This is a genomic window from Phenylobacterium sp. LjRoot219, assembly GCF_964252995.1.
In the GTDB taxonomy this organism is placed as follows: Bacteria; Pseudomonadota; Alphaproteobacteria; order Caulobacterales; family Caulobacteraceae; genus Phenylobacterium.
In genome coordinates this window covers 1-22,483 of record NZ_CAXUQI020000003.1, presented here as the reverse complement: position 1 = coordinate 22,483, position 22,483 = coordinate 1, and the positions used below count along the sequence as shown (strand labels likewise).

General features: G+C 65.9%; 17 protein-coding genes. 9 read left to right on the top strand and 8 right to left on the bottom strand.

Translation table 11 applies throughout. The features are described 5' to 3' along the window. The first annotated feature begins 114 nt into the window (after positions 1 to 114). From ACSQ14_RS24905 to ACSQ14_RS24880, 6 genes are all read left to right on the top strand, one after another. Entirely contained in the window at positions 115 to 1,971 is a 1,857-nt protein-coding gene (locus ACSQ14_RS24905; RefSeq protein WP_436017661.1) for a phosphoenolpyruvate carboxykinase (GTP), read from the top strand. 146 nt (positions 1,972 to 2,117) lie between these two features. Continuing rightward, the gene (locus ACSQ14_RS24900) at positions 2,118 to 2,459 is read left to right on the top strand and encodes a DUF167 domain-containing protein (protein WP_436017659.1); all 342 of its coding nucleotides are present in this window, start codon (positions 2,118 to 2,120) and stop codon (positions 2,457 to 2,459) included. 186 nt (positions 2,460 to 2,645) lie between these two features. Beyond that, entirely contained in the window at positions 2,646 to 4,313 is a 1,668-nt protein-coding gene (locus ACSQ14_RS24895; protein ID WP_436017657.1) for a Na+/H+ antiporter, read from the top strand. A gap of 456 nt (positions 4,314 to 4,769) precedes the next feature. Continuing rightward, a complete protein-coding gene (locus ACSQ14_RS24890; RefSeq protein WP_436017655.1) occupies positions 4,770 to 5,942 on the top strand; it encodes an acetyl-CoA C-acetyltransferase in 1,173 nt (390 codons plus the stop codon). 568 nt (positions 5,943 to 6,510) lie between these two features. Continuing rightward, entirely contained in the window at positions 6,511 to 6,855 is a 345-nt protein-coding gene (locus tag ACSQ14_RS24885) for a P-II family nitrogen regulator (RefSeq protein ID WP_436017653.1), read from the top strand. Positions 6,856 to 6,938: 83 nt separating this feature from the next. Beyond that, complete coding sequence (locus ACSQ14_RS24880; protein WP_436017651.1) at positions 6,939 to 7,862, top strand: tyrosine-type recombinase/integrase; 924 nt, start codon at positions 6,939 to 6,941, stop codon at positions 7,860 to 7,862. A 61-nt stretch (positions 7,863 to 7,923) separates the two neighbouring features. Here ACSQ14_RS24880 and ACSQ14_RS24875 read toward each other — a convergent pair whose 3' ends face one another. Together ACSQ14_RS24875 and ACSQ14_RS24870 are read right to left on the bottom strand one after the other, a co-directional pair. Continuing rightward, the gene (locus ACSQ14_RS24875; RefSeq protein WP_436017649.1) at positions 7,924 to 8,067 is read right to left on the bottom strand and encodes a hypothetical protein; all 144 of its coding nucleotides are present in this window, start codon (positions 8,065 to 8,067) and stop codon (positions 7,924 to 7,926) included. A 171-nt stretch (positions 8,068 to 8,238) separates the two neighbouring features. Next, positions 8,239 to 8,553: a hypothetical protein gene (locus ACSQ14_RS24870; protein ID WP_436017647.1), complete on the bottom strand. Its 315-nt coding sequence runs from the start codon at positions 8,551 to 8,553 to the stop codon at positions 8,239 to 8,241. A gap of 35 nt (positions 8,554 to 8,588) precedes the next feature. Between ACSQ14_RS24870 and ligD the strand changes: the two genes are divergently transcribed. Continuing rightward, the gene (gene ligD, locus ACSQ14_RS24865; protein ID WP_436017645.1) at positions 8,589 to 9,560 is read left to right on the top strand and encodes a non-homologous end-joining DNA ligase; all 972 of its coding nucleotides are present in this window, start codon (positions 8,589 to 8,591) and stop codon (positions 9,558 to 9,560) included. 54 nt (positions 9,561 to 9,614) lie between these two features. On the opposite strand, the gene ACSQ14_RS24860 is transcribed toward ligD, so the two are convergent. Next, positions 9,615 to 10,076: a MucR family transcriptional regulator gene (locus ACSQ14_RS24860; RefSeq protein ID WP_436017643.1), complete on the bottom strand. Its 462-nt coding sequence runs from the start codon at positions 10,074 to 10,076 to the stop codon at positions 9,615 to 9,617. 757 nt (positions 10,077 to 10,833) lie between these two features. Here ACSQ14_RS24860 and ACSQ14_RS24855 point away from each other — a divergent pair. Then, a complete protein-coding gene (locus tag ACSQ14_RS24855) occupies positions 10,834 to 12,441 on the top strand; it encodes a sensor histidine kinase (protein ID WP_436018126.1) in 1,608 nt (535 codons plus the stop codon). 244 nt (positions 12,442 to 12,685) lie between these two features. On the opposite strand, the gene ACSQ14_RS24850 is transcribed toward ACSQ14_RS24855, so the two are convergent. The 5 genes from ACSQ14_RS24850 to ACSQ14_RS24830 form a co-directional block, all read right to left on the bottom strand. Further along, a complete protein-coding gene (locus ACSQ14_RS24850) occupies positions 12,686 to 13,459 on the bottom strand; it encodes an SGNH/GDSL hydrolase family protein (protein WP_436018124.1) in 774 nt (257 codons plus the stop codon). Between the two features lie 253 nt (positions 13,460 to 13,712). After that, positions 13,713 to 14,945, bottom strand: coding sequence for an MFS transporter (locus tag ACSQ14_RS24845; RefSeq protein ID WP_436017641.1), 1,233 nt, complete (start codon positions 14,943 to 14,945; stop codon positions 13,713 to 13,715). A gap of 138 nt (positions 14,946 to 15,083) precedes the next feature. Next, the gene (locus ACSQ14_RS24840) at positions 15,084 to 17,513 is read right to left on the bottom strand and encodes a TonB-dependent receptor (RefSeq protein WP_436017639.1); all 2,430 of its coding nucleotides are present in this window, start codon (positions 17,511 to 17,513) and stop codon (positions 15,084 to 15,086) included. A gap of 141 nt (positions 17,514 to 17,654) precedes the next feature. Beyond that, complete coding sequence (locus tag ACSQ14_RS24835; protein ID WP_436017637.1) at positions 17,655 to 18,491, bottom strand: TauD/TfdA dioxygenase family protein; 837 nt, start codon at positions 18,489 to 18,491, stop codon at positions 17,655 to 17,657. Between the two features lie 117 nt (positions 18,492 to 18,608). Next, positions 18,609 to 21,107 (bottom strand): TonB-dependent receptor, encoded by a 2,499-nt coding sequence (locus ACSQ14_RS24830; protein WP_436017635.1) that lies wholly within the window; start codon positions 21,105 to 21,107, stop codon positions 18,609 to 18,611. Between the two features lie 302 nt (positions 21,108 to 21,409). Between ACSQ14_RS24830 and ACSQ14_RS24825 the strand changes: the two genes are divergently transcribed. Beyond that, positions 21,410 to 22,483: hypothetical protein (locus ACSQ14_RS24825; protein ID WP_436017633.1), on the top strand; the 1,074-nt coding region annotated here is incomplete at its 3' end.

Below are 22,483 nucleotides of genomic sequence, written 5' to 3'. Positions count from 1 at the left end.
TTCATCGGACCCGAGGGGTTCGTTAGGACGTTGCGAGTGGCGAACGAGAAACCTATAGCGATAGGCAGAATCGCTCTCCTGATGTCTCACACTTCACTTTGACCGGATTTCCCTGTGTTCATCACCAAAGCCGCCGGCCTCGATCCGGCTCCGACCCGGCACAAGCGACTCCTCGAATGGGTCCGGCAGATCGCCGCCCTCACCAAGCCGGACCGTGTCCATTGGTGCGACGGCTCGAACGAGGAATGGACCCAGCTCACCGATGAGCTCGTGGCGGCCGGCACGCTCAAGCGGCTGAACCCGGCGAAGCGCCCGAACTCCTTCTATGCGGCCTCCGATCCCCGCGATGTCGCACGGGTGGAAAGCCGGACCTTCATCTGCTCGGAACGTGAAGAGGACGTGGGCCCGACCAACAACTGGGTTGACGCGGCCGAGATGCGCAGCACGCTGACTGGCCTGTTCGACGGCTGCATGCGCGGGCGCACAATGTACGTCGTGCCCTTCTCGATGGGCCCGATCGGCTCACCGATCTCCGCTTTGGGGGTGGAGATCACCGATAGCGCCTATGTCGCGATCTCGATGCGGGTGATGACCCGGATGGGCAAGCCGGCTCTGGACGCGCTCGGCGAGGACGGCTTCTTCGTGCCGGCGGTGCACAGCGTCGGCGCGCCGCGGGAGCCCGGGGAGGCGGACGTGCCCTGGCCCTGCAACGAGACCAAGTACATCGCCCACTTCCCCGAGAGCCGGGAGATCTGGTCTTACGGTTCCGGCTATGGCGGCAACGCTCTGCTCGGCAAGAAGTGTTACGCCCTGCGGATCGCCTCGGTGATGGCCCGTGACGAGGGCTGGCTGGCCGAGCACATGCTCATCCTCAAGCTGACCTCGCCCGAAGGCGCGACTCACTATGTCGCCGCCGCCTTCCCGAGCGCCTGCGGCAAGACCAACCTGTCGATGCTGCAGCCCACCATCCCGGGCTGGAAAGCAGAGACCATCGGCGACGACATCTGCTGGATGCGGTTTGCCGAAGACGGCCGGCTCTATGCCATCAACCCGGAGGCGGGCCTGTTCGGAGTCGCGCCGGGCACCGGCGTCTCGACGAACAAGAACGCGATCGACGCGCTCTACGCCAATTGCGTCTTTACGAACGTCGCCCTCACCGATGACGGTGACGTTTGGTGGGAGGGGCTGACGGACGAGCCTCCCGCGCACCTGATCGACTGGCGCGGCCGCGATTGGACCCCTGCCAGCGCTGAGCCCGCCGCGCATCCGAACGCGCGCTTCACCGTGCCTGCAAGCCAGGTGCCGATCATCGCGCCGGAGTGGGAAGACCCCCGCGGCGTGCCGATCTCCGCGATCCTGTTCGGCGGCCGCCGTGCGACCGCCGTGCCGCTCGTGACCGAGGCCTTCGACTGGAACCACGGCGTGTTCCTGGCTTCCAACGTCGCCTCGGAAGGCACGGCGGCGGCCGAGAACAAGATCGGCGAGTTGCGCCGCGACCCCTTCGCCATGCTGCCGTTCTGCGGCTACAACATGGGCGACTACTTCGGCCACTGGCTGTCGATGGCGCAGCGGACGGACCCGTCCAAGCTGCCGCGCATCTACTTCGTGAACTGGTTCCGCAAGGACCTGAGCGGCAAGTTCGTCTGGCCGGGCTTCGGCGAGAACTCGCGCGTGCTGAAATGGATCGTGGAGCGGATCGAGGGCCGCGCCCAGGCGCTGTCGACGCCGATCGGGCGGGTGCCGACGCGTGATTCCCTCGATCTAAGCGGTCTGAACCTGACCGACGATCAGCTCAACCTGCTCCTGTCGGTGGACAGTTCCGTCTGGAAGGAAGAGGCTTCGCTCATCCCCGCCGCGTACGAGAAGTTTGGGACGCGCCTGCCGCCTGAGCTCTGGGCCGAGTACGACGCTCTCGTCCGGCGTCTCGACCAGCAAATCGCCTGGGACGAGGGGCGGACCGCCACAGTTTAGGGCCGCCGCCAGCTGGCTGGCTGGAGGCTCCGATCCATATCCTTCGAGACGTAGGATTGAGCCTCTCGCCCGTCCAAAGCAGCCGGCCTCAGGCCCGATGTCAATGCGTTCGGCCCGCTGTCACCAGGAAGGAGCCCGTTGCCGAAGTGAAGAAGAAGCCGGCCCTAAAGTCAGAAGGCTCCGACGGACGAGGGGATTCATTCTTCTGGTGGGAGGATGACACGCTCGTCCTGAACATCCTGGGCAAGCCAAGCGCCCGCAGCGACGCGATCGGGAAACCCAAAGGACGGCAACTCAAAGTGAGCGTGACCGCGGCCCCGAAAATGGGGCGGGCGACCGATCACATGGTGCTCTTCTTAGCCGACGTGTTCGGGGTTTCCCCGTCAGCGATCACGGTCGTCTATGGACGTATGAACGTCAACAAGCAGCTCAGGATCACAGCGCCAACTAAACTCCCCGAGGTTTTACAGCAACGGCCGCTTCTGTAGTTCTCATAAAGCGGCGGCAGGCCATCCCGGGCCCAATGGAATTCAAAGAGCTTCGAACGGTGATTGAGAGCCTCGTCGTGGTCCGGAGGCCGCCGCGCCGAGAAGAAGCTAGGAGTCGAGCGGTCGGACGGCGGCAGGGCGACGCGGCGAGCCCGGCCGGGGGACCTGAAGGCCGGCTTACGCCGCTTGACCGCGCCGATACATGGAGAAACTTTGGAAGAGGTCCTAATTGTCCTCGTTCTGCTGGCGGCGGTCGTGGTCAGCGGCGTCCTTTCCCGAGCAACGCAGATCGCGCTGCCGATCGTGCAGATCCTGATCGGCGCGGCGATCGCCCTGTCGCCGCTGGAAACGGTGCTGTTGGATCCGGAACTGTTCTTCGTGCTGTTCCTGCCGCCGCTGCTGTTTCTCGACGGATGGCGCATCCCCAAGAGCGAGCTCCTGCGGGACAAGGCGATCATCATCGAATTGGCGCTCGGCCTGGTGGTGCTGACGGTCGCGGGCGTCGGGCTCCTGATCCACTGGATGATTCCGGCCATGCCGCTGCCGGTCGCCTTCGCCTTGGCGGCCGTCGTCGCGCCGACCGACCCGATTGCGGTGTCGGCGGTGGCCGCGCGCGCGCCGATCCCACGGCGGATAATGCACATCCTGGAAGGGGAGTCGCTACTGAACGACGCCTCCGGCCTAGTGTGCATGCGGTTTGCGGTCGCCGCCATGCTGACCGGAACATTCTCGTTGATCGCGGCGGTCGGGACGTTCGTGTGGCTGGCGCTAGCCGGTGTCGCCATCGGCGTGGCGACGGCCTTCGCCATCATGCGGCTGAAGGCCTGGACTTCGGCGCGCTTCGGGGAAGAAACTGGCGCGCAGATCATCGTCAGCCTGATGATCCCCTTCGCCGCCTACCTGCTGGCCGAGCGCTTCCACTGCTCGGGGATCCTGGCCGCCGTGGCGGCCGGGATCACCATGAGCTTCGCCGAGACCGGCGCGGCCATGGCGGTGACGCGCGTGCGGCGTACGGCCGTTTGGGACACGGTCCAGTTCGCCGCGAACGGCGTGATTTTCGTCCTGCTCGGCGAGCAGATGCCGAAAATCATCGCCGGCGCCGCCGCAACTGTCCGCATGACGGGCCACTCCGAGCCCTGGTGGCTGGGAATCTATGTTCTGGCCATCGTGGCGGCGCTTGCCGCGCTGCGGTTCGCCTGGGTCTGGGCCTCCCTGCGCCTCACCTGGTTCCGCGCGAGGATGCGCGGTGATCGGCGACCGAAGGTCGGCAAGCGATTGGTCCTGGCCATGTCGCTGGCGGGCGTGCGGGGGGCGATCACCCTTGCGGGCGTTCTGACCCTGCCGCTGGCGCTGAACGACGGGACGCCGTTCCCGGCGCGCGATCTCGCGATCTTCCTTGCAGCCGGCGTGATCGTCGCCACCCTGCTGATCGCCACCTTCGCCTTGCCGCCAATTCTCAAAGGCCTCGAGCTGCCGCCCGATCCGTCGGTGCAGGCGAAGGAAGAGGCCGTCCGAATCTCGGCCGCCGAGGCTGCAATCCAGGCGATCGAGGCCGAGCAACACCGCCTGGCCGAGGGACGGCCGGACGCCGACCTGTACGCCGAGACCGCCGGTCGGGTCATGGAGCTTTATCGTCTGCGGATCGACGGTCGCGGGCTCGACGCCGAGAGCACGGTGCACAGGCGGCGTGTCGAGGAGGTGGAGCGAAAGCTGCGCGTCGCGGGGCTTCGCGCCGAACGGGCCAGTCTGTTCGATGCGGCCCGCGCGGGCGAACTTCCCGAGGATTCCGTGCGGCGGCTGGTGCGGGAGATCGACCTTCTCGAAACGCGCTATAGCACAGGCCCTGCCCACTAAGCGTCGCGCCGTACGAGCCAGGTGCCCTGGAGGCGCTCCCTTGTCATGCGGGCGAAAAGCGCCGACACGATGATCGGGCCTGTGACGCCCTCGGCGCGATCCGGCTGGTGGTGTTTGCGCCGTGGCGCTGAGTACCGTCGGACCGCCGCCCGTCGTGCATGACATCGTTCGAGGTCGCTCGGTGAGGCCGCGGGCGCGAGCTTCAGCCTGCTCGAACTCAATGGCCGCTCCTCGCGCTGAACCCGAATTGCTCCAAGAGCCATAACCGACAGCAGCGACCGAGAAATGCACCCTGTCCTCGAGCTGGATAGCAGCCGCTGCCTCACGCAGAGGTGAGGTTCAACTTCTCGGTAGTGATTTAAAAACTATCACCATTGACGTTGACGGCCGCAGGGCAGCGCCTTAGCGAACTCCATTAGCCAAACGGCGATGGCCGTCTGTCGCAATGGAACGTACATGACTCAGGCTTACATCGTCGCCGCTGCGCGCACCGCGGGCGCGCGCAGGTCGGGCAAACTTGCGGGTTGGCATCCGGCCGACCTAGCCGGTGTCGTGCTCGATGCGCTGATTGAGAGAACCGGCGCTGACCCGGCGTTAGTCGAGGATGTAATCCTTGGCTGTGTCAGCCAGATCGGCGAACAGTCCAACAATATCGCCCGAAACGCCGTTCTGGCATCCAAACTACCGGAGCACGTTCCCGCGACGAGCGTGGACCGCCAGTGTGGTTCGTCTCAGCAAGCGCTGCATTTTGCGGCCCAGGCGGTGATCTCCGGCGCGATGGACGTTGTGATCGCCGCTGGCGTCGAGAGCATGACGCGCGTGCCAATGGGTTTGCCCGCAGACCTCCCCGCGAAGAACGGCTTTGGCGTCTGCATGAGCCCGGGCATGGCGACGCGATATCCCGACATCCAGTTCAGCCAGTTCCACGGCGCCGAGCTGGTGGCGAAGAAGTACGGACTCACTAAAGACCAACTCGACGAGTTCGCCTTCAACAGCCATCAGAAGGCGATCGCGGCGACGCGCGGGGGACTCTTCAACGACGAGATCGTGAAGGTCGAGGTCGCCAACGCCAAGGGTGTGATGGAATGCCACGCGACAGACGAGGGGATTCGGTACGACACCACTCTCGACGCCATGAAGGCCGTGAAACTGCTGCAAGACGGCGGCGTGATCACGGCGGCGACATCCAGCCAGATTTGCGACGGAGCAGCCGGCTTACTGGTCGTCAACGCGCGCGGCCTCAAAGCCCTTGGCGTCGAACCCCTGGCGCGTGTCCACCAAATGACCGTGGTCGGTGGGGACCCCGTGATCATGCTCGAGGCGCCGATTCCCGGGACCCAGCGCGCCCTCAGCAAGGCTGGCCTGAAGATCGACGACATCGACCTCTATGAAGTGAACGAAGCCTTCGCGTCGATCCCGGTCGCGTGGCTTCACGCGCTCGGCGCCGATCGGGAGAAACTGAATGTGAACGGCGGCGCGATCGCCCTCGGTCACCCCCTCGGATGCTCGGGTGCGAAACTGATGACCACGCTGATCTACGCGCTGAAGCAGCGCGGCAAGCGATATGGCCTTCAGACGATGTGCGAAGGGGGCGGACTGGCGAACGTCACCATTGTGGAGCGGCTTTGAGCGAGGGACTCGGCGGCCGGACTGTCCCGGTTGGATCGTAGGCGAGGTGGATTTCTATAATTGGTGTAGTCATGAAGCATCCCATTGACCTTAATACAGCGGCCGTGCAGGTTCTTGCTCAGCTTACCGGAGTCGGTCCTTACCAGGCCTACGATCTTCTACTCTGGCGGCCGTACCTAAGCTGGGCTGAGGTGGTCGAAATACCAGGCTTCGATGGGGCGACCGTGGCGGCTATGCAAGCCGCCGGGGCGGTCTTGAGCCGACCTCAAGCTGACCTCGCCCGAGGGCGAGACCTTCCGGCCAGTCACGCTCGCTGGCGTGCTCGGTTTTTTTGAAAACTGATGCGATGCCGGGCGAAGAAGCGGCGAGCGCTTCGAGTAGGTCGGCTCGGGCCTGGCGCTGGGCGCCTTCGGCGTGCTGATAGAGACCGTCAAACAGACCTTCGCCGCCAAGCTGCGGCCCGCGCGGATTCTGCGGCGGGCCGTCCGCCCGGTGCTGGCCCCGGGTGCCGCCGCGCCGGTCTCGCGCGGCGGAGTCCTATGCGAGTATTAACCGGAGGCGCGCGCCCATGAAGATGATCGTCGCGGTGATTAAGACCAGCCGTCTTGACGCGGTGCTCGACGCCCTGACCGAGGCCGGCGCCTCGGGGCTCACCGTCACCGAGGTGCGCGGCTACGGCCGCCAGCGCGGCAAGACCGAAGTCTACCGCGGGGCGGAGTACGAGATAAAGCTGCTGCCGAAGGTGAAGCTGGAGATCGCCGTGCCGTCAGACATCGTAGAGGTGGTGGTCGAGGCGCTGGCGCGCACCGCCAACACCGGCAAGATTGGCGACGGCAAGGTGTTCGTCCTGGATCTCAAGCAGGCCCTGCGCATCCGCACCGGCGACCGCGACGACGCGGCGATCGCAGGCTGAGGGGGCACGCCGCCAGTGCGGCCTGCGCATTTGCCGCACATCGCCAGCTGCCTGTCGCCGCCGCGCCCGCCTTTAGCGCGCTGGTGCCGGCGATCGTCGCCGACACCCACGAAGATGCCGCCGAACGCTTCCTGGAGTTCTTCGCCGCGACCATCCGCAACGCCAACACGCGCGCCGCCTACATGACCGCTGTCGCCGACTTCCTGGCCTTCGCGCCGGTCGCCGGCCTCGGGTCGCTGGCGGAGATCCGCTCGATCCACGTCTCGGCCTACGTCGAGCATGTCGCGGCGCGGTTCGCGCCGCAGACCGTCAAGCAGCGGCTGGCGGCGCTGCGCGGGCTGTTCGACTGGCTGGCCCGCCACGGCGTGCTCGACCACAACCCCGCCGCGCCGGTGCGCGGACCGGCCTACAGCACCAAGCGCGGCAAGACGCCAATCCTGACCGCCGCCGAGGCCAAGCGGCTGATCGAGTCGATCGAGACCGACAGCCTGGTGGGCTTGCGCGACCGGGCGCTGATCGGCGTGATGGTCTACAGCTTCGCCCGGATCTCGGCGGCGGTCGGCATGGACGTCGAGGACCTGGTGCAGACCGCCGGCCGCTCGTGGCTGCGGCTGCACGAGAAAGGCGGCAAGGTGCACGAAATGCCGGTGCATCACCGCCTGCTCGAGCACTTGGACGTCTACCTGGCGGCGCTCGGGCCGCAGGACGCGAAAACCCCCCTGTTCCGCTCCGCGCGGGGCCGCACCGGCGCGCTGACCGCCGAACGGCTGACGCGGTTCGACGCCTACGCCATGGTGCGTCGTCGCGCCGCCAAGGCCGGCGTCGTCGAGAAGATCGGCAACCATTCGTTCCGCGGCACCGGCATCACCACCTTCCTGCTCAACGACGGCTCGCTCGAGCTCGCCCAGGAGATGGCCAATCACGCCTCGCCGCGCACCACCAAGCTCTATGATCGCCGGGACGACAAGATCACCCAGGACGCCGTCGAGCGGATCCGGATCGAATAGCTCCCGTCTACGGTGTCCGTTCCGCTTAGCGTGCGCTGGGGTGCAAACCTTGAGGCGAGCCCTACTTCTGGAGTTGTTGCCAGCTCACGCCGAGGAGATCCGCCAGAATCCACTGCGTCTGACCGAGCTCCTTGCGGCGCGCCTTGATGCGCGCGCCGACGTGAGCGTCGAGACGTCGTCGGTCGGGATTGGTGGCTCTGGTCATGGCGGCTGCTCCACAAGAACGAAAGCAGAACACCGCAAGCGAGTCCACGATCCTACGGTCGCGGTTGTTGGCCGCAGCACGCGGAGGTGGGAGACGGGGAGGGCGGCTCCGGCGCAAGGTACGCAGCGCCAGAGCCGCCGGCGCTACGAGGCGAACTGCCGAGCGCCGAGCCTATTTGGTGACGCTAGCTGGCGATCCAAGTCCCTGCGGCGTTTGAGCCTGAAGAGCATCACGCAGCTGCTCTGAGATCCGGATCAGCCGTTGCGCGTCTTCGGCGGGCAAGGGTTCATGACCGAGGTCTTCATGGTGGAAGACAGCCGCCAGGTCGCGCATGTCGACCGGCTGCTGGCACGCCTGGCAGAGGTAGAAATGCTCTGCTTCATCCGCCGGGTCCCCGCCGACGCGCTGGCCGACAGCCTCGCGGCTTTCAGGGGCGGCCATGTAGGCGGCGAGCACCTCACGCGCGGTCGGAACCTTGTCGCTCATGACGTCCTGACTCGCGGGCCCAGAGAGAGGTTCCCGTGGCCCGGAGGCCGTCGTCGCAGCGCCAGTACGTCCGCCAGCCCATGCCGGGGTTCCTGGAGTTCCAGCACGCGCAGCTTGTGCGCGAGCCACCCAGTGGGGAGGCCTGGATCCACGAGATCAAATTCGACGGCTATCGCCTGCAGGCTCGCATCGAGGCTGGAGCGGTGACCCTTTTCACGCGCCGCGGCTTCCACTGGACGCAGAAACTGCCTCGCCTCGCCGCGGAGCTCTCCGCCTGCCCGGACTGCATCCTGGATGGCGAGCTATGCTTCATCGGCGCTGACGGGCAGCCGACCTTCTCGGGCCTGCGGGCTGCGATCGGCCGGGGCGACACCGACAAGCTGGTGTTCTTCGCCTTCGACATCCTCTGGCGCGCTCAGGACGACCTGCGCCGCTTCCCATTGAAGGACCGCAAGGAAGTCCTCGACGACGCGATCGCGCCGGCATTGGGCGAGACCGTGCGAGCAGTCGACAGCTTCCCGTTGGGCGGCCCGACGTTACTCGCCTCCGCCTGCCGGCTAGGGCTGGAGGGGATCGTCTCCAAGCGCCGTGACAGCCTCTACAGGGCGGGTCGCAGCGACGCGTGGGTGAAGAGCAAGTGCCGCCTCGCGCAGGAGTTCGTCATCGGCGGCTGGGTGCAAGAAGCTGGCCGCCACTTCAAAGGGATCCTCGTCGGCGTCCAGGGACCGAAAGGCCTGACCTACGTCGGCAGCCTCGAGCGGGGCTTCTCGGCCGAGCCTGGCCTCTTGAAGCGCCTGGAGCCCCTGAAGACCAAGATGAACCCCTTCAAGACCGGCGACCCGCCACGCGCCCACGTGCATTGGGTCGAACCGATCCTGGTCGCGCAGGCCGAGTTCCAGGAGTGGACGGCGTCGGGCAAGATCCGGCACGCCAGCTTCAAGGGACTGCGCGACGACAAGGACCCTGGCGAAGTGCGCCGTGAACGGCCTGAAGCAGAGCCTCTATAGGTTCGCGCGAGTCACCGGCCGCCCCGCCATCGCTGGCGGGGCTTGATGGGCGGACTACTTTGCGCGGGGCTTGCGAACCGCAGGAGCTTTCTCCGCCGCCACTGCCTTTGCGGGCGCTCTGCCGCCTTGGCCAAGGCCCATGCTCTTCGCCAGCGCCGACCGTGAGGCGGCGTAGTTCGGGGCGACCATCGGGTAGTCTTTCGGTAGCCCCCACTTCGCCCGGTAATCCTCGGGGCTCATCTCGTACTTCGTCCGAAGGTGACGCTTCATGGATTTGAGCTTCCGACCGTCCTCAAGGCAGATCAGGAAGTCAGGGCTGATTGATTTTCGCACCGAGACAGCGGGCGTCTGGGGCGCGGCAGGAGCTTCGGAGGCACCCGTGCTAATACCCTTTAGAGCGTCGTGAACCTGTCTGATGAAGTTCGGCAGATCGTTGGCCGAAACACTGTTGTTGGCGACGTAGGCGGACACGATGTCAGCCGCCATCCCGATCACGTTGTTCTCTTCGTCGCTCATTCGGGAGTCCTTATGCAATCTGACGCCTGAGGCTTAGCTGCTTCGAGCGTCTCAGACGCTCCCTATATAGTGCTGGTCGAACTTGGACATCCGCCTGGAAGCCTTTCGAGAGCCAGGTCGCGTCTCAAGAGCGGGGATCAGCAACGCACGGAGGTTTCTCGAAGCGCCGCGGCAAGCGGATCGATCACTTTCGTGGGGTGATTGAACCGCGGCCTCATCAGGGCCGGGGAGGGGCGTTTCACGCCCAATCTATTATCTCGGAAATCGCGCCGTCCCGGTGAAGTAAGCCGGTGTGTCAAAATTCGAAATGGATGCGAGTCGCAAATTCGGCAGACATTTCCGTTCGAATTCGATGCGACTAGGACCCTCCGAACGATTGAAGCCTCACGCGGGGTTGGCGCGCTCCGAACCCCGCTCTCGCCGCCTTGCCTAGGTCACAACCCGCAGCCCTGCACTTGCGTCTATCGACGTCTAGTTCACCTGCACCACGGCTCTGAACCCCGCAATGAGTCGCATCGATTGCGTACTAGATCGAGGGGTCAATGCGAACATTCGCATCGATTTCGAACGTGCAGATTCAAGAAGATCAGGCGTTTAGCCGAGGGCTCCAGTCGCATTCAATTCGAATTCTGACACGTGCAGAAGGGCTGGCGCAGGGCCCGTTCACGTCAAATCCCTGGACGCCCATCGGGCTAGCGATCAGAGTCGACCCTCACGAACTGAGCTGCGCCGCTCCGCGAAAAGTACATTGGTTGAGATGACCACTTCGGCTGAAAACCCAGGCGAGGCATGGTTCCTGCGCCTCGGCGGCGCGACCGCCGAACGGATAGCGACCCACGACTGGGCCTCGACACCGCTCGGGCCACCAGCTGCTTGGCCGTCCTGCCTCAAGACCGCCACGGCTATCGCGCTGCGGTCGCCGCTTCCGATGGTGCTGCTCTGGGGCGAGGCCGGCGTAAACATCTACAACGACGCCTATGCGCAGCTTGTCGGCGCCCGCCACCCCCAACTGCTCGGCGCCAATGTGCGCGAAGCTTGGCCTGAGGCTGCCGAGTTCAGCGACCTTATTATGAAGACGGTGCTGAGCGGGACGACCCTGCGGTATCGAGACCAGTCATTCACGCGCCAGTATGCAGGCAAGCGAGAACGCCGCTGGCTTGATCTCGACTATTCGCCGGTGCCAGACGAGAGCGGCCAGCCGGCCGGCGTCCTGGCCGTCGTTGTGGAGACGACCGAGCGCGTGCTCGCGCAGCGTAAGGCGGCCGCCGAGGCGGAGCGCCAGCGGCGTATGATCGAACGAGCGCTCCGGGCCGAGGCGGCGGCGGCGGAGAGCCAGCAACGCCTCAGCGCGGCCGTCGCCCTTGCGCAGCTCGGAGTTTTCGAATGGAACCTGGAGACTTTTGAGGCGACCCTCGACGCGCGAGCGCGCGAGATCTACGGCTTTGGCCCGGACGAGAGGATCACCGTAGGGGACGCACTTGGGCGAATTGATAAGGAGGCGCATCTGACGTTGCGCGCCGATTGGCACGCCGCGAGGCGCGCGGGTGCCGGGCGGCGCCAGTTTCAGTACCGCATCCGGCTGCCCGACAGCTCGGTCCGCGACGTCGCGGGCTACAGCGACTTCATCGCGGGCCCCGACGAGGGCATATCGCGCGTTATTGGCGTCGTCTCGGACGTCACGGAGCGTCGGCGGGCCGAGGAGCGCCAGCGGCTTCTCATCAACGAGCTTAACCATCGCGTGAAGAACACGTTGGCGACCGTGCAGTCGGTGGCGGCCCAAACACTGCGTTCCGCGTCGGACTGGCCGATGGCCCGCGAAGCCTTCGAAGCGCGGCTGGTCGCGCTCGGCGCGACGCATGACCTGCTCACCAGGAAAAGCTGGCGCGGGGCCGATCTGACGGAGGTGGCGGCCTCCGCCCTGGCCCCGTTCGAGGCCGCGCAAAGCCCGCAGATTACGCGCGTCGGCCCGTCCGTGTGGATGACGGCGCCTCGTGCGCTGGCGCTCAGCATGGCGCTGCACGAGCTCGCCACTAACGCCGTCAAGTACGGCGCGCTATCTGCGCCGGGGGGGCAAGTGACGTTCCGTTGGAGCCTGTCCGGCGATGGCGAACTGATCCTATCTTGGAGCGAGCACGGCGGCCCGCCGGTGCTCCCCCCGGCTCGCTCGGGCTTTGGCTCCAAGCTGCTGCAGCGCGGGCTGGCGCGCGAGCTGGACGCCGTAGTCGCCTTGACCTTCGCGCCGGAGGGCCTCCGCTGCGATGTCCGCTTCAAGCTGGAGAGCGGCTACGCCCCGCCCCTTGCGAGGCGGCAGTCCGACGCTCTGGACCAACTCGCGCGCCATAGCCTGAGCGCGGTTCGTTTTTAACAAGGTCCGCAATTGATGCTGTGGACGGCTCTCCACCAGCCGCGGGAGCATAGCTCCTGCAACATTGTGGGTTCCAGGCGTAGTGCTACGAGGGCAGGGGACCGGACGGCGGGCGGTCGCGGAGCCCTCCCGCCGCACAGAGCCCGACGCCGCCGGCGCACAGACGCTCGAGCGCGCCAGCAGGCGCGCGAGCACGAAAGCCGACGTCAGGAAGTTCGGTTCGGGGGGTTAGTCGTCGGAGGTCTTAGCGGTCGAGCTTCCGATCTAGGGCGTTCGCGACCGCCGTCATCCCTTGGAGATTCGGATGATAGGGCGCGAAGCGCTCGGCCCCTGGCGGTGCGATGAACCCAGTCGTCCAAGGATCCTTGCTGCACGCGTCGTGCCTGCGAGAAAGCTCGGAGCCCTTGAGCACTTCGGCCCCCGTACGTTCAGCGACGACGGCAGTGAGTTGCGCCAGCCGCTTGGCTGTTGCGCGCGCCCGCGCCGCCACGTGTTCGGGAATAGGCACTTGGGAGCAGGCGCCGTGCTCCGGCAGGGTCGTCAAGTAGTCGACGAACATCAGGCGGGCGGCGGGCGAGCGCTGCCGAACCTCGCGGGCGATCTGCTCGAGCCCAGCTTCTACCCTGCCCCATGCCTCTTCGGTCGGCGCGGCGAGCGCTCGGCTCCGGGCCTGCGGATCGCTGCTGGTGCGGGACCGACACAGCGACGACTTCTGGGCGCCCTCGGCCACCGCGCAGGACCCAGCTAGCAAGCTGCCGATGTACCCGAGATCATTGCCGCCGATAGTGACGGTCACGAGGCGCGTGTCGGGCGTGAGGGCGTCCACCTGTGGTGGAAGCTCGCCCCAAGGCCCGAGAACATGCGCGGTTGTCGCCCCACCGCAACTCACGTCGATGAGACGCAGATTCCGCTTCCGGGCCAACTGGTGAGCGTAGTTGTCGGCTGAACGAGAACACCGTGTCGGCGGGGCGTCTGCTGACCGGGTGACGCCTGGGCCTGCAGCGAAGGAACTGCCCATGGCGACGTATCGGCTGCCCTCCGGGACTATCTTCCCCGGTTCTGGCAAGCTCCCTGCGCAAGCGTTCAAGAGAGACGCTGCGGCGAAAAGTGCGGCGGCTCTCACTAGGCTCTCCGTACGGCCGGCCTTCAACTTCACTGCTACGACCTCGCTGCCTTGGGTGAAGGCGTCCCCTCTGAAGAACGCCAACCAGATCTTCAATGAGTGGGCCTCGGCTCCATGACCGCGTCGCACCTGCAAGCCGGACCGCGCGCTAAACTTCCTCTACGACGTCCTGCCGGAACGTGGCCATGGCGATGGCGAAACAAGCAGCGGCCAGGACCAGACTCGCAGGTGCGATCAGAAGGGCGAGCCCCAGGGCTCCGGGGCCATATTGGGCGGTGAGCGCGTCGCTGATCATCCCGGTAAGCAGCGGGCCGAGGCCGCCGAGGATCGCCATCCAGAACAGCAGGACCGCCGAAAGGCGGGCCCGCACGCCTGCTGGAGCGAGGCTGTGAACGCAAGAGACCGTGAGGGCCAAGTAAGAGGTGGAGGCGAGATTTCCCAACGCGACGCAGATGAGTGCGACGCGTCCTTCCGCGAAGAGGTAGGCGTAGAGCGCAAACGGACTACTCCCAAGAGCCAGCAGCGTCAGCAGCGCTAACGGCAGACGACTGTCCCGCCGGGCGAGGCGAGCGCCGAGCCAGCTGACGGTCAGCATTCCGATAATGCCGAGGGCTCCGCCGAGCAGGCCAAGCTGAAGCCCGGCGGCGCCTACCGACATGCCCTGCGCGCGGATCAGGAAGGCGGGCGAGAACGCGCCCGAAGCATAGCCGCCGACGGCGATGAAGCCGCTCGCGGCGCAGAGCGCTAGTGCGCTTGGTTTGCGCAGAATGACGCTCAGGTCCGCGGGCTCGGCGCCAGCGGCCGCCGTCGGCAGCGCCTGGCCCGGGCCGAGCGCGATCAGCACGACCGCCGACAGCACCAGGCCGATCGCCCCCATCAGCATGAACGTCGATCGCCAGCCAAGCAGTTCGCCGATGACGCCGCCGGCGATGAGGCTCGCCATGACCCCGATGGGCGCTCCGAGGCCCAACACCGCCAAGGCGCCGGCGCGCTTTTCGGGCGGGAAGTTCCGGGAGATGTAGGCGTGGGAGGCGGGGGTGCTGCCGGCCTCACCGAGCGCGACCCCGGCGCGGGTCGCCGCGAGTTGCCAGGCGGAGACCACCATACCGCCGAGCAGGGTCATCAGACTCCAGCCCGCGAGCGAGGCGCTAATCACGGCGCCGAATCGACCGCTGTCCGCGCGCCGGGCGATCGGTATGCACGCAAGGGCGTAGATCACCAGGAAGCCGAGGCCATTGAGCACGCCGAGGAAGGTGTCGCTGAGCCCCAACTCCCGCTTCATCGGCTCGGCCAGGATAGCCGGCAGGAAGCGGTCGACGTTGTTGAAGATGGTCACCACCATGAGCAGCGCGACCGCCGCCCAGGGGTGTGCGGCGAGCATGCCCGCGCGGAGAGGCGGCTCGAGCGGCTCACTCGAGCTTGAGGCACGTTCGACGATGACGAGTTCCTCCCCTGCGAGGGCCAAAGCCCGCAGACGGCTGTTTGGGCCGCTGCGAGCTCGGTCCGCGCCGACCTTGTTCTAGCGCGTGTGCCCGGACCAGACGCTCGGCCGGACAGTGAAGCGGACCCATACCTCGCGGCCTCGCTCGGCCACGCAGTTGGCCTCGTCGCCTCCGGCCGGTCCGGGCAGCGGACCACCCTGGATCTGTCCGCCGAAGAAGCTGCCGTTCTGCAGGTTGGAATTGAAGCAGTTGGCCGAGGTGATCTCGTTCGTCAGGTTGTTGCCGATCAGCGAAACTTCCCAGGCGTCGTTCGCGCCCCTCAAGGTGACGGTCGCATTCGCCTTGATGTATTCGGGTTGGTAGAAGCCCGGCAGATCGGTCAGATTCAGCGAGTACTTCGACGAGTAGCTCGCGTACGCGCCAAGGTGAAGGACGAGGTCGTCGGTGATCGACCGTTCGTAGTCAGCCCCCAGCGTCGCCATCCAGGCGGGCGCGCGAACCAGGTCGCGGCCTTTCATGTCCTGCGCCGAGAACCTGCCGGTCGTCGGGTTCAGCAGTTGATCGCACCCCTGGGAGATCGTCTGGCCATTGCCGCACGGCGCATTGGGGAACGACGTGTAGTACGCCTGATTGTAGTTCACCGCCGTCTGAACGCTCAGGCCCGGCGCCGCCGCTGGCGCGTAGGCCGCGTCGAAATCGAGGCCGTAGACATTGGCTGAGGCGGCGTTCAGCGTCCGGTTGATGATCACCGCGCCGCGGATCTCGCCCGCCCCAACCTGCAGGTCCGAGTACCGGTAGTAGTAGGCGGTTGCATTCATGGCGAGCTGGCGGTCGAACAACCGGCTCTTGACGCCGACTTCGCCGCCCTTCGCCTGCTCGTCGCCAAATGAAGCCGGCGTGGTCGGGCTCGCGTAGATGGTTCCGTTGAAGGAGCCCGACTTATAGCCGGTCTTGTAGGCAGCATAGACGGTGAGATCGTCCCGCGGCCTGTAGGTCAGGGTCACTTCAGGCGAGACATTGTTCGAAGACACATACGGGTCGAGCAGCGTCGAACGCCCGACCGGACCGCTCGCCGGCAGGTAGTTGTACTGTCGATGGTCGCGCTTCTCACGGGTCCACCGCGCGCCGGGTGCGAACTCGAGCTCGGGCGTGATCTTCCAGATCAGCTGGCCAAATGCGGACCAGGACTCGATGCCGATTTTATGCCGGTTCGACTGCGAGACCGCCGGGAACCCTAGGGCCGGATTGCCTTTGAGCAGCACGTCGGTGGTCTGGCCGGCGTTCTGGTAGAACGCGCCTGCCACGAAATTGACGGGCCCAGCGTAATCTGACGCGAGTCGAAGTTCCTGGGTCCACTGGTCGCTCGCGAAGTCGCTGTCCGAGACCAGCGGGATCGCCGTGCCCATCGCCGCCAGGTAAAGGTACTCCTGGCTGACGGTGTAGAAGCCAGACACCGAGGTCAGCGTGAGAGCATTGCCGAGTTCGATGTTCTGTTCGAGCGACGCCAGGGCCTGTTTCAGGTGGTTGAACGGCTTGCCGTTGTTACGCAAGCCGCTGAACGCGATCGGGTCCGGCCAGGCCGCATACATGTCGCGGTTCATCTTGCAGTCGCCGCCGATGAACTGAATGTTGAGTGGCGGCACACCGCCCGTGCCCTCCGGGCAATAGCGTGGCTGAAGCGCCGGCCACGTGCCTTGCTGGTCCTGATCCTGGTAGGACAGCTTCAAGCGCGCGTTGTAGCCAGCGTTCGGGCGGTAAAGCGCGGTCGCGCGCAACATCAAGTCCTCGGTCGGCGTCACCCGGCGGTTGGTCGGATTGACGCTTCCCGTCCCGGGGAGCGCCTGCACCGTGTTGCGGAAGAAGCCGTCCTGGTCCGAAAATCTGACCGCAAAGCGCAGCTTGAGCGAGTCGCTCACCGGCCCCGACAGGATCAGTTCGCCGACCCTCTCTCGAGCCTCAAACTCGTAGCCGAGGCGGCCGATCACCTCGGCCAGATCCGACGGATCGGCGCTGCGCAGCGAAATCACGCCGGCCGGGCTGTTCTTCCCGAAGAAGAGCGCCTGGGGTCCCTTGAGGACCTCGACCTGGCCAACGTCGAACATGCCCAAGCCGTACGCCAGGCCCTGGCTGAGTTGCAGGCCGTCGATGTTCAGGGAGATCGAGTTGTCGACCGTTGCGTTGTTGGCCGTGGTCCCGATGCCCCGCATGGACACCTGCAGACCATTGGCGGCGAGGGAAGCGCCGACCAAAAGGCCGGGCACGCGGTTGGCGACGCTGATCAGGTCGTTGGTCGCGTAGGCTTCCAATTGCTCCTGGGTGACCGCCGTCATTACGACCGGCACGTTGAGAATCGATTCTTGCCGTTTGCGGGCGGTGACGACGATTTCCTCCGCCACCGGATCGAGATTGGTTTCTTGAACCTGCGCCGAAGCGGCCTGGGCTGAGGAAACCATCAGCGCGCCAAGAGCCGCGCCGCACATGATCGCGGCGCTCCACTGCTTACTCAAAATACCCCCCCTTTTGGGGCCAGCCTCGCGGCCGCCGCCCCCTCACAGAAACTCGAACGGTGACCGCGGCGGCGGACGGGCCGCGCACAACTTCGCTTTGATTGAGACAAATCGCGCTGAACCGAGCGGTGCTCGGTCCGCTCAGGCGATCGACTCTTCGCCTTCCAGCGTGGTGCGGCTCATCATCCGCCCGCTTTCCGGATCGTACGGGTCGACCTTGTGCATCGTGCCGGTGTTGTCCCAGATCAGCAGGTCGCCGACCTGCCACTCGTGGCGGTAGACGAACTGCGGCTGGGTCGCCCATTCCTGCAGCTTGCACAGCAGCATGCGGCCTTCCGCCGGGGCCATGCCCTGGACCTCCCAGGCGGTGGACCCCAGCACCAGCGACTTGCGGCCCGAGCGGTGGGTCCAGACCAGCGGGTGCACCTTCGGCTCGTACTTCTGCCACAACGTCAATTCTTCGACCGTCGGGGTCGGGTTGACGTAGCGCTGCGAGATCTCGAACGAGTGCTGGACCTTCACGCCGTACAGCTGCAGCTGCTCCGCCTCCGGCAGGTCGTCCCACGCCGCGTAGGTGTTGGCGAACGAGGTCGCGCCGCCGGTCGGCGACAGCACATGGGCGTTCAGCAGCGCCGCGAAGTTCGGGATGTCGTCGCTGGCGCCGTCGATGTGCCAGTAGAACGAACCCTTCAGGTACTCGGCGACCCAGGAATTGATCGTCTTGTCGAGGGTGATCGGCATGATGCCGCCCTGCGACTTGCCTTTAACGACGCCCAGGGTCTCGGCGAAGGCGATCTGTTCAGGCTTGGTCAGGTGCAACTCGCGGAAGACGACCACGCCGCGCTGCTCAAGCGTCTCGCGGACCTGGGCCGCATGCTTACCGCTCAGCACATCGTCCTTGGTCGCCAGGAACTCCGTGCCGATGCGCGGGGCGAGTTCCACGGTGTCCAGCGTGGCCGCGTCTGAGGTCACAATCATGAATTCTTACTCCTCCCCCCGCCGCCGGGGTGATGACGTGAGCGCCGGCCCGGCCGGGCGGAAACACGAGCGGCCCCGCGGCGAAGCCGCGGAGCCGCATCTGCATTTTCCAGACCGTTAGGGTTCGAAGCGGACCCGAAGGCGGACGCCGTACATGCGCGGTTCGCTGTAGAACCGGGCGACGAAGCCCGAAGTCGTCTGGTCGTTGACCGCGTAGAACGACTTCTCGTCGAACAGGTTGGTGACGAACAGGGCGGCGTCGACCGGTCGGCCGCCGATGTTGTCCCAGTTCAGGTTAGCGTTGACGAGCTCCACCGAGGGGATCTTGCCGGCGCTCGTCTGGAACGACGAGAACATGCTGCCCGTGTAGGTGTAAGTCATCGAGGCGGTGACGTCGCCGATGCTCTCTGCCAGCGGCAATTGGTAGGCCGCGGTGACCGAGAGCTTGTTCTCCGGCGTGTAGATCAGCGGGCGACCGGCGACCGAGGTCGGGATGACGGCGTCGTAGAGGCTGCCCGGCGGGATCACCACCGGATCAAGCTCCTTCAGCTTGGTGTTGAGGTAGGCGTAGCTGCCGCTCAAAGTGACGCCTTCATACGGCGAGATGGTGGTCTCGACCTCCACGCCGTAGATGCGCGACTTGCCGGCGTTAACGATGCCGGTGTTCGGCGCGACCGCGTTCGTCGAGGAGCGGAAGCCGACCTGGACCTGCTGGTCGGTGAAGTCGTTGTAGAAGGCGGAGATGTTGAAGTTGCCGCGGATCGCGCCGCGCCAGCTGGTCTTGGCGCCGATCTCGTAGGTGTCGACCTGCTCCGGCTGGAAGGTCTCGAAGCCGTTGGCGCCGAAGGCGTTAGTGCTGCCCTGGCGGTAGCCGCGGCTGTACTTGCCATACAGAAGAACGTCGTCGACCGGCTTGTAATCCAGGCCCAGCATCCAGGTCGGCGCATCGGACTTCTGGCTGAAGGTCTGGGCGCAGGCGGTGTCGACTGTGCCGAGCGGCAGCGAGTTGGCGTAGCTCAGCACCCCGCCCACCAGCACCGGTCCGTTCGGCCCGGCGGTCGGGTCGAGACAGTACAGGCGGGCGTCGTTCGCCGCCGGGAACCGGTAGACCAGCTTCTGCGCGTGGCTCTTGGTGCGGTCCCAGGTGTAGCGATAACCGGCCGTGAACTTCAGCTGGTCGGTGAGGTCGTAGGTCGCCTGGGCGTACAGGCCGAGGTTCTGGAAGGAGGTCTCGGCCACCTGCCGCGACATGCTGCCGAGCTGGCCCTCACGCCCGAGCAGTCGGCCCAGCACGTCGGTGCACTGCAATAGGTCCGAATTGCTGCACGACATCAGCGTCGGGTTCTGGTTGCCGTAGCGATCGATCGGCTTGCTCTGCTCGAAGTAGGCGCCGCCCTGATAGGTCAGGCGGTTGTCGCCGGTCCGCCCCTGGACTTGCAGCTCTTCGACAAAGGTCGACTGGTTGTTGCTGGTCAGGCCCGCGGCCGCGCGGATCGGCACGAAGGTGGTCAGCATCCCGGCCAGCGCGCCGGTCGGCCGGCCGAGATAGATCGGCGGCACCGGCCAGAACGTGCCGAACGACTCGTTGCGGCTGATGTTCTTCAGCTCCGCGTAGCTGACGATGTTCTTCAGCGTCACCGTATCGCTGAGCGACCAGGTGGTGGTGTTAATCGCCTGCCACTGCTTCATGTACTGGACGGCGTCGGGTTGGGTGTTCGCCACGTCGAATACGCTCGTGCCCTGCTCGCGCGCGACCTGCGCGCAGGCGAGCGGGCCCGCCGGCAGGACGTTCGGGAAGCAGTTGGTCACCTTCGGGATATGGCCGTTCACGTCCGAGCGCGTCCACGAAAAGATCGTGTAGTTCTCGAGGTTCGGCGTGATGTCGGCGACCAGGCTGGCCCGGAACGAGTCGTAGTTGATGTCGTTGAAGCGCCGCGGCCCGATCCCGCTGAGGTTCTTTTGGTAACCGTCGCGCTCCTGCGTGTCGCCGGCCAGGCGCAGGCGGATATTCTCGTTCAGCGGCAGGTTGATCATCCCCTGCAGTCGCCGCATGTCGTAGTTGCCGAACGACACCTCGAAATTGCCGTCGAAGTCGGCGGTCGGCTTTTGCGGCACGAGCAGGATGGCGCCGCCGGTCGTGTTGCGGCCGAACAGGGTGCCCTGCGGTCCCTTGAGCACCTGGACGTTCTGCAGATCAAAGAACGATCCCGGCCCGGCGCCGTCGCCGGCGGTCGTCGAGCCGCCGCCGCGCGGCGCCACCACGTCGGCGAAGTAGACCGCGACCGAGGCCGTGGTGCGCAGTTCCTGCTGGAAGCCGCGGATCGAGAACGAGGTGCTGTCAGCGCCGAACCGCGCATTGGCGGTGAGCGACGGGGTGTAGGTGGCCAGGTCGCGCCCGGAGAAGACGTTGCGGTCGTCCAGCTGCGCCTGGTTGAACACCGTCATCGAGATCGGGACGTCCTGCAGACGTTCCTCCACGCGGCGGGCGGTGACGACGACGTCTTCGAGAACCGTCTCGTTCGCCGCCCGGGCGTGCTGCTGCTGGGCGAACGCGGGCAGGGCGAGGCCCAGTCCCAGGGCGGTCGAGATAAACAGGATTCCTTTGGCGCGCAGCAATGCGAAGCCCTCCCCGAGGCGATGTTCATTGGCCGGCGCTTCCACGCGGAGGAGCTGCCGGATGTTTCAGCGCGGAAAGCATAAGTCCATCGAGAAGCGCGGATACGCGGATTTACAGCTAGCTCCCATTGGGCGGGCCTATAGCTCAGCTGTCGTGGAAGGACCTGTGGTTGCCGCGAAGCCGAGGTTCTATGGCCCGGCGACAGGCGATATTGGGGTTTCCTATCGCTCCAAGTCTGGATTCGAACGTTCTCAGTGGGCGCCACGTCGCGTATCGCCTCTGTCCAAATTTGGAGAGCGCAATGGCGATTTCGCTGCTGCCGGACAATCCCGGCGCCTGGACCTACCGTCGCTTTGAAGACCTCTACGCGATCCCGCGTGAGGAGCGCGAGAAGCTGCAACTCGAAGCGGTGCGCATCAATTTTGCACGGCTACGCAACCGCATTCCGGCGCTGAAGAAGCTCGCCGACCGGCAGGGCGTCGAGCGCATCGAAAAACTCGAAGACGTGCTGCCGGTCTGCTTCGACCACCGGGTGCTGAAGAACTACCCGATCCAGATCATCGAGAACCGCGACTTCGCCAAGCTCACCAGCTGGCTGGGCAAGCTGACGGCGCACGACCTGAGCAAGGTCGACCTCGCTGGCCTGACGACCATCGAGCAGTGGCTCGGCCGGCTGGAGGCCTACGGCATGCTGGTGACCTATTCGAGCGGCACCACCGGCAAGCTCAGCTTCGTGCCGCGCTCCTACGACGAGTTCGGCGCTTGGCGGGCGCACTTCTTCAGCGTCAACCGCGCCTCCAGCGGCGTCGATCCGCACACCACCAAGCTGGAGACCTTCTTCCCCGGCTACCGCGGCGGCTATCAGACGATGCTCAAGATGATGAGCCTGTTCAACGTCGAGATGGCCGGCGGGCCGGAGCACTACCACACCCTCTACGACACCCACATCCCGGCCGACCTGATGGCGCTGTCCGGCCGTCTGCAGGCGGCCGAGGACAAGGGCGAGGTGGCCAGCCTGGGGCTGGATCCGGCGCTGCTCGACCAGCGCCGCGCCATGCTCGAACAGGGCCGGCGTCGCGACCAGGACATGGAGGCCTGGTTCGGCAAGCTGATCGACCAGTTCCGCGGCCAGCGGGTGAAGGTCGGCGGCACCTTCGCCGACCTCTATCGGGTGGCCAGGGCCGGCCTCGACAAGGGCATGCGCTGCGAGTTCGCGCCGGGCTCGATCCTGCAGGGCGGCGGCGGCATGAAGGGCTACAAGGACGCGCCCGCCGACTGGGAGGACCAGGTCAAATACTTCTTCGGCGTCGAGACGCTCGGCAACCAGTACGGCTTCTCCGAGTGCATCGGCAACGCGCCGCTGTGCAAGTGCGGC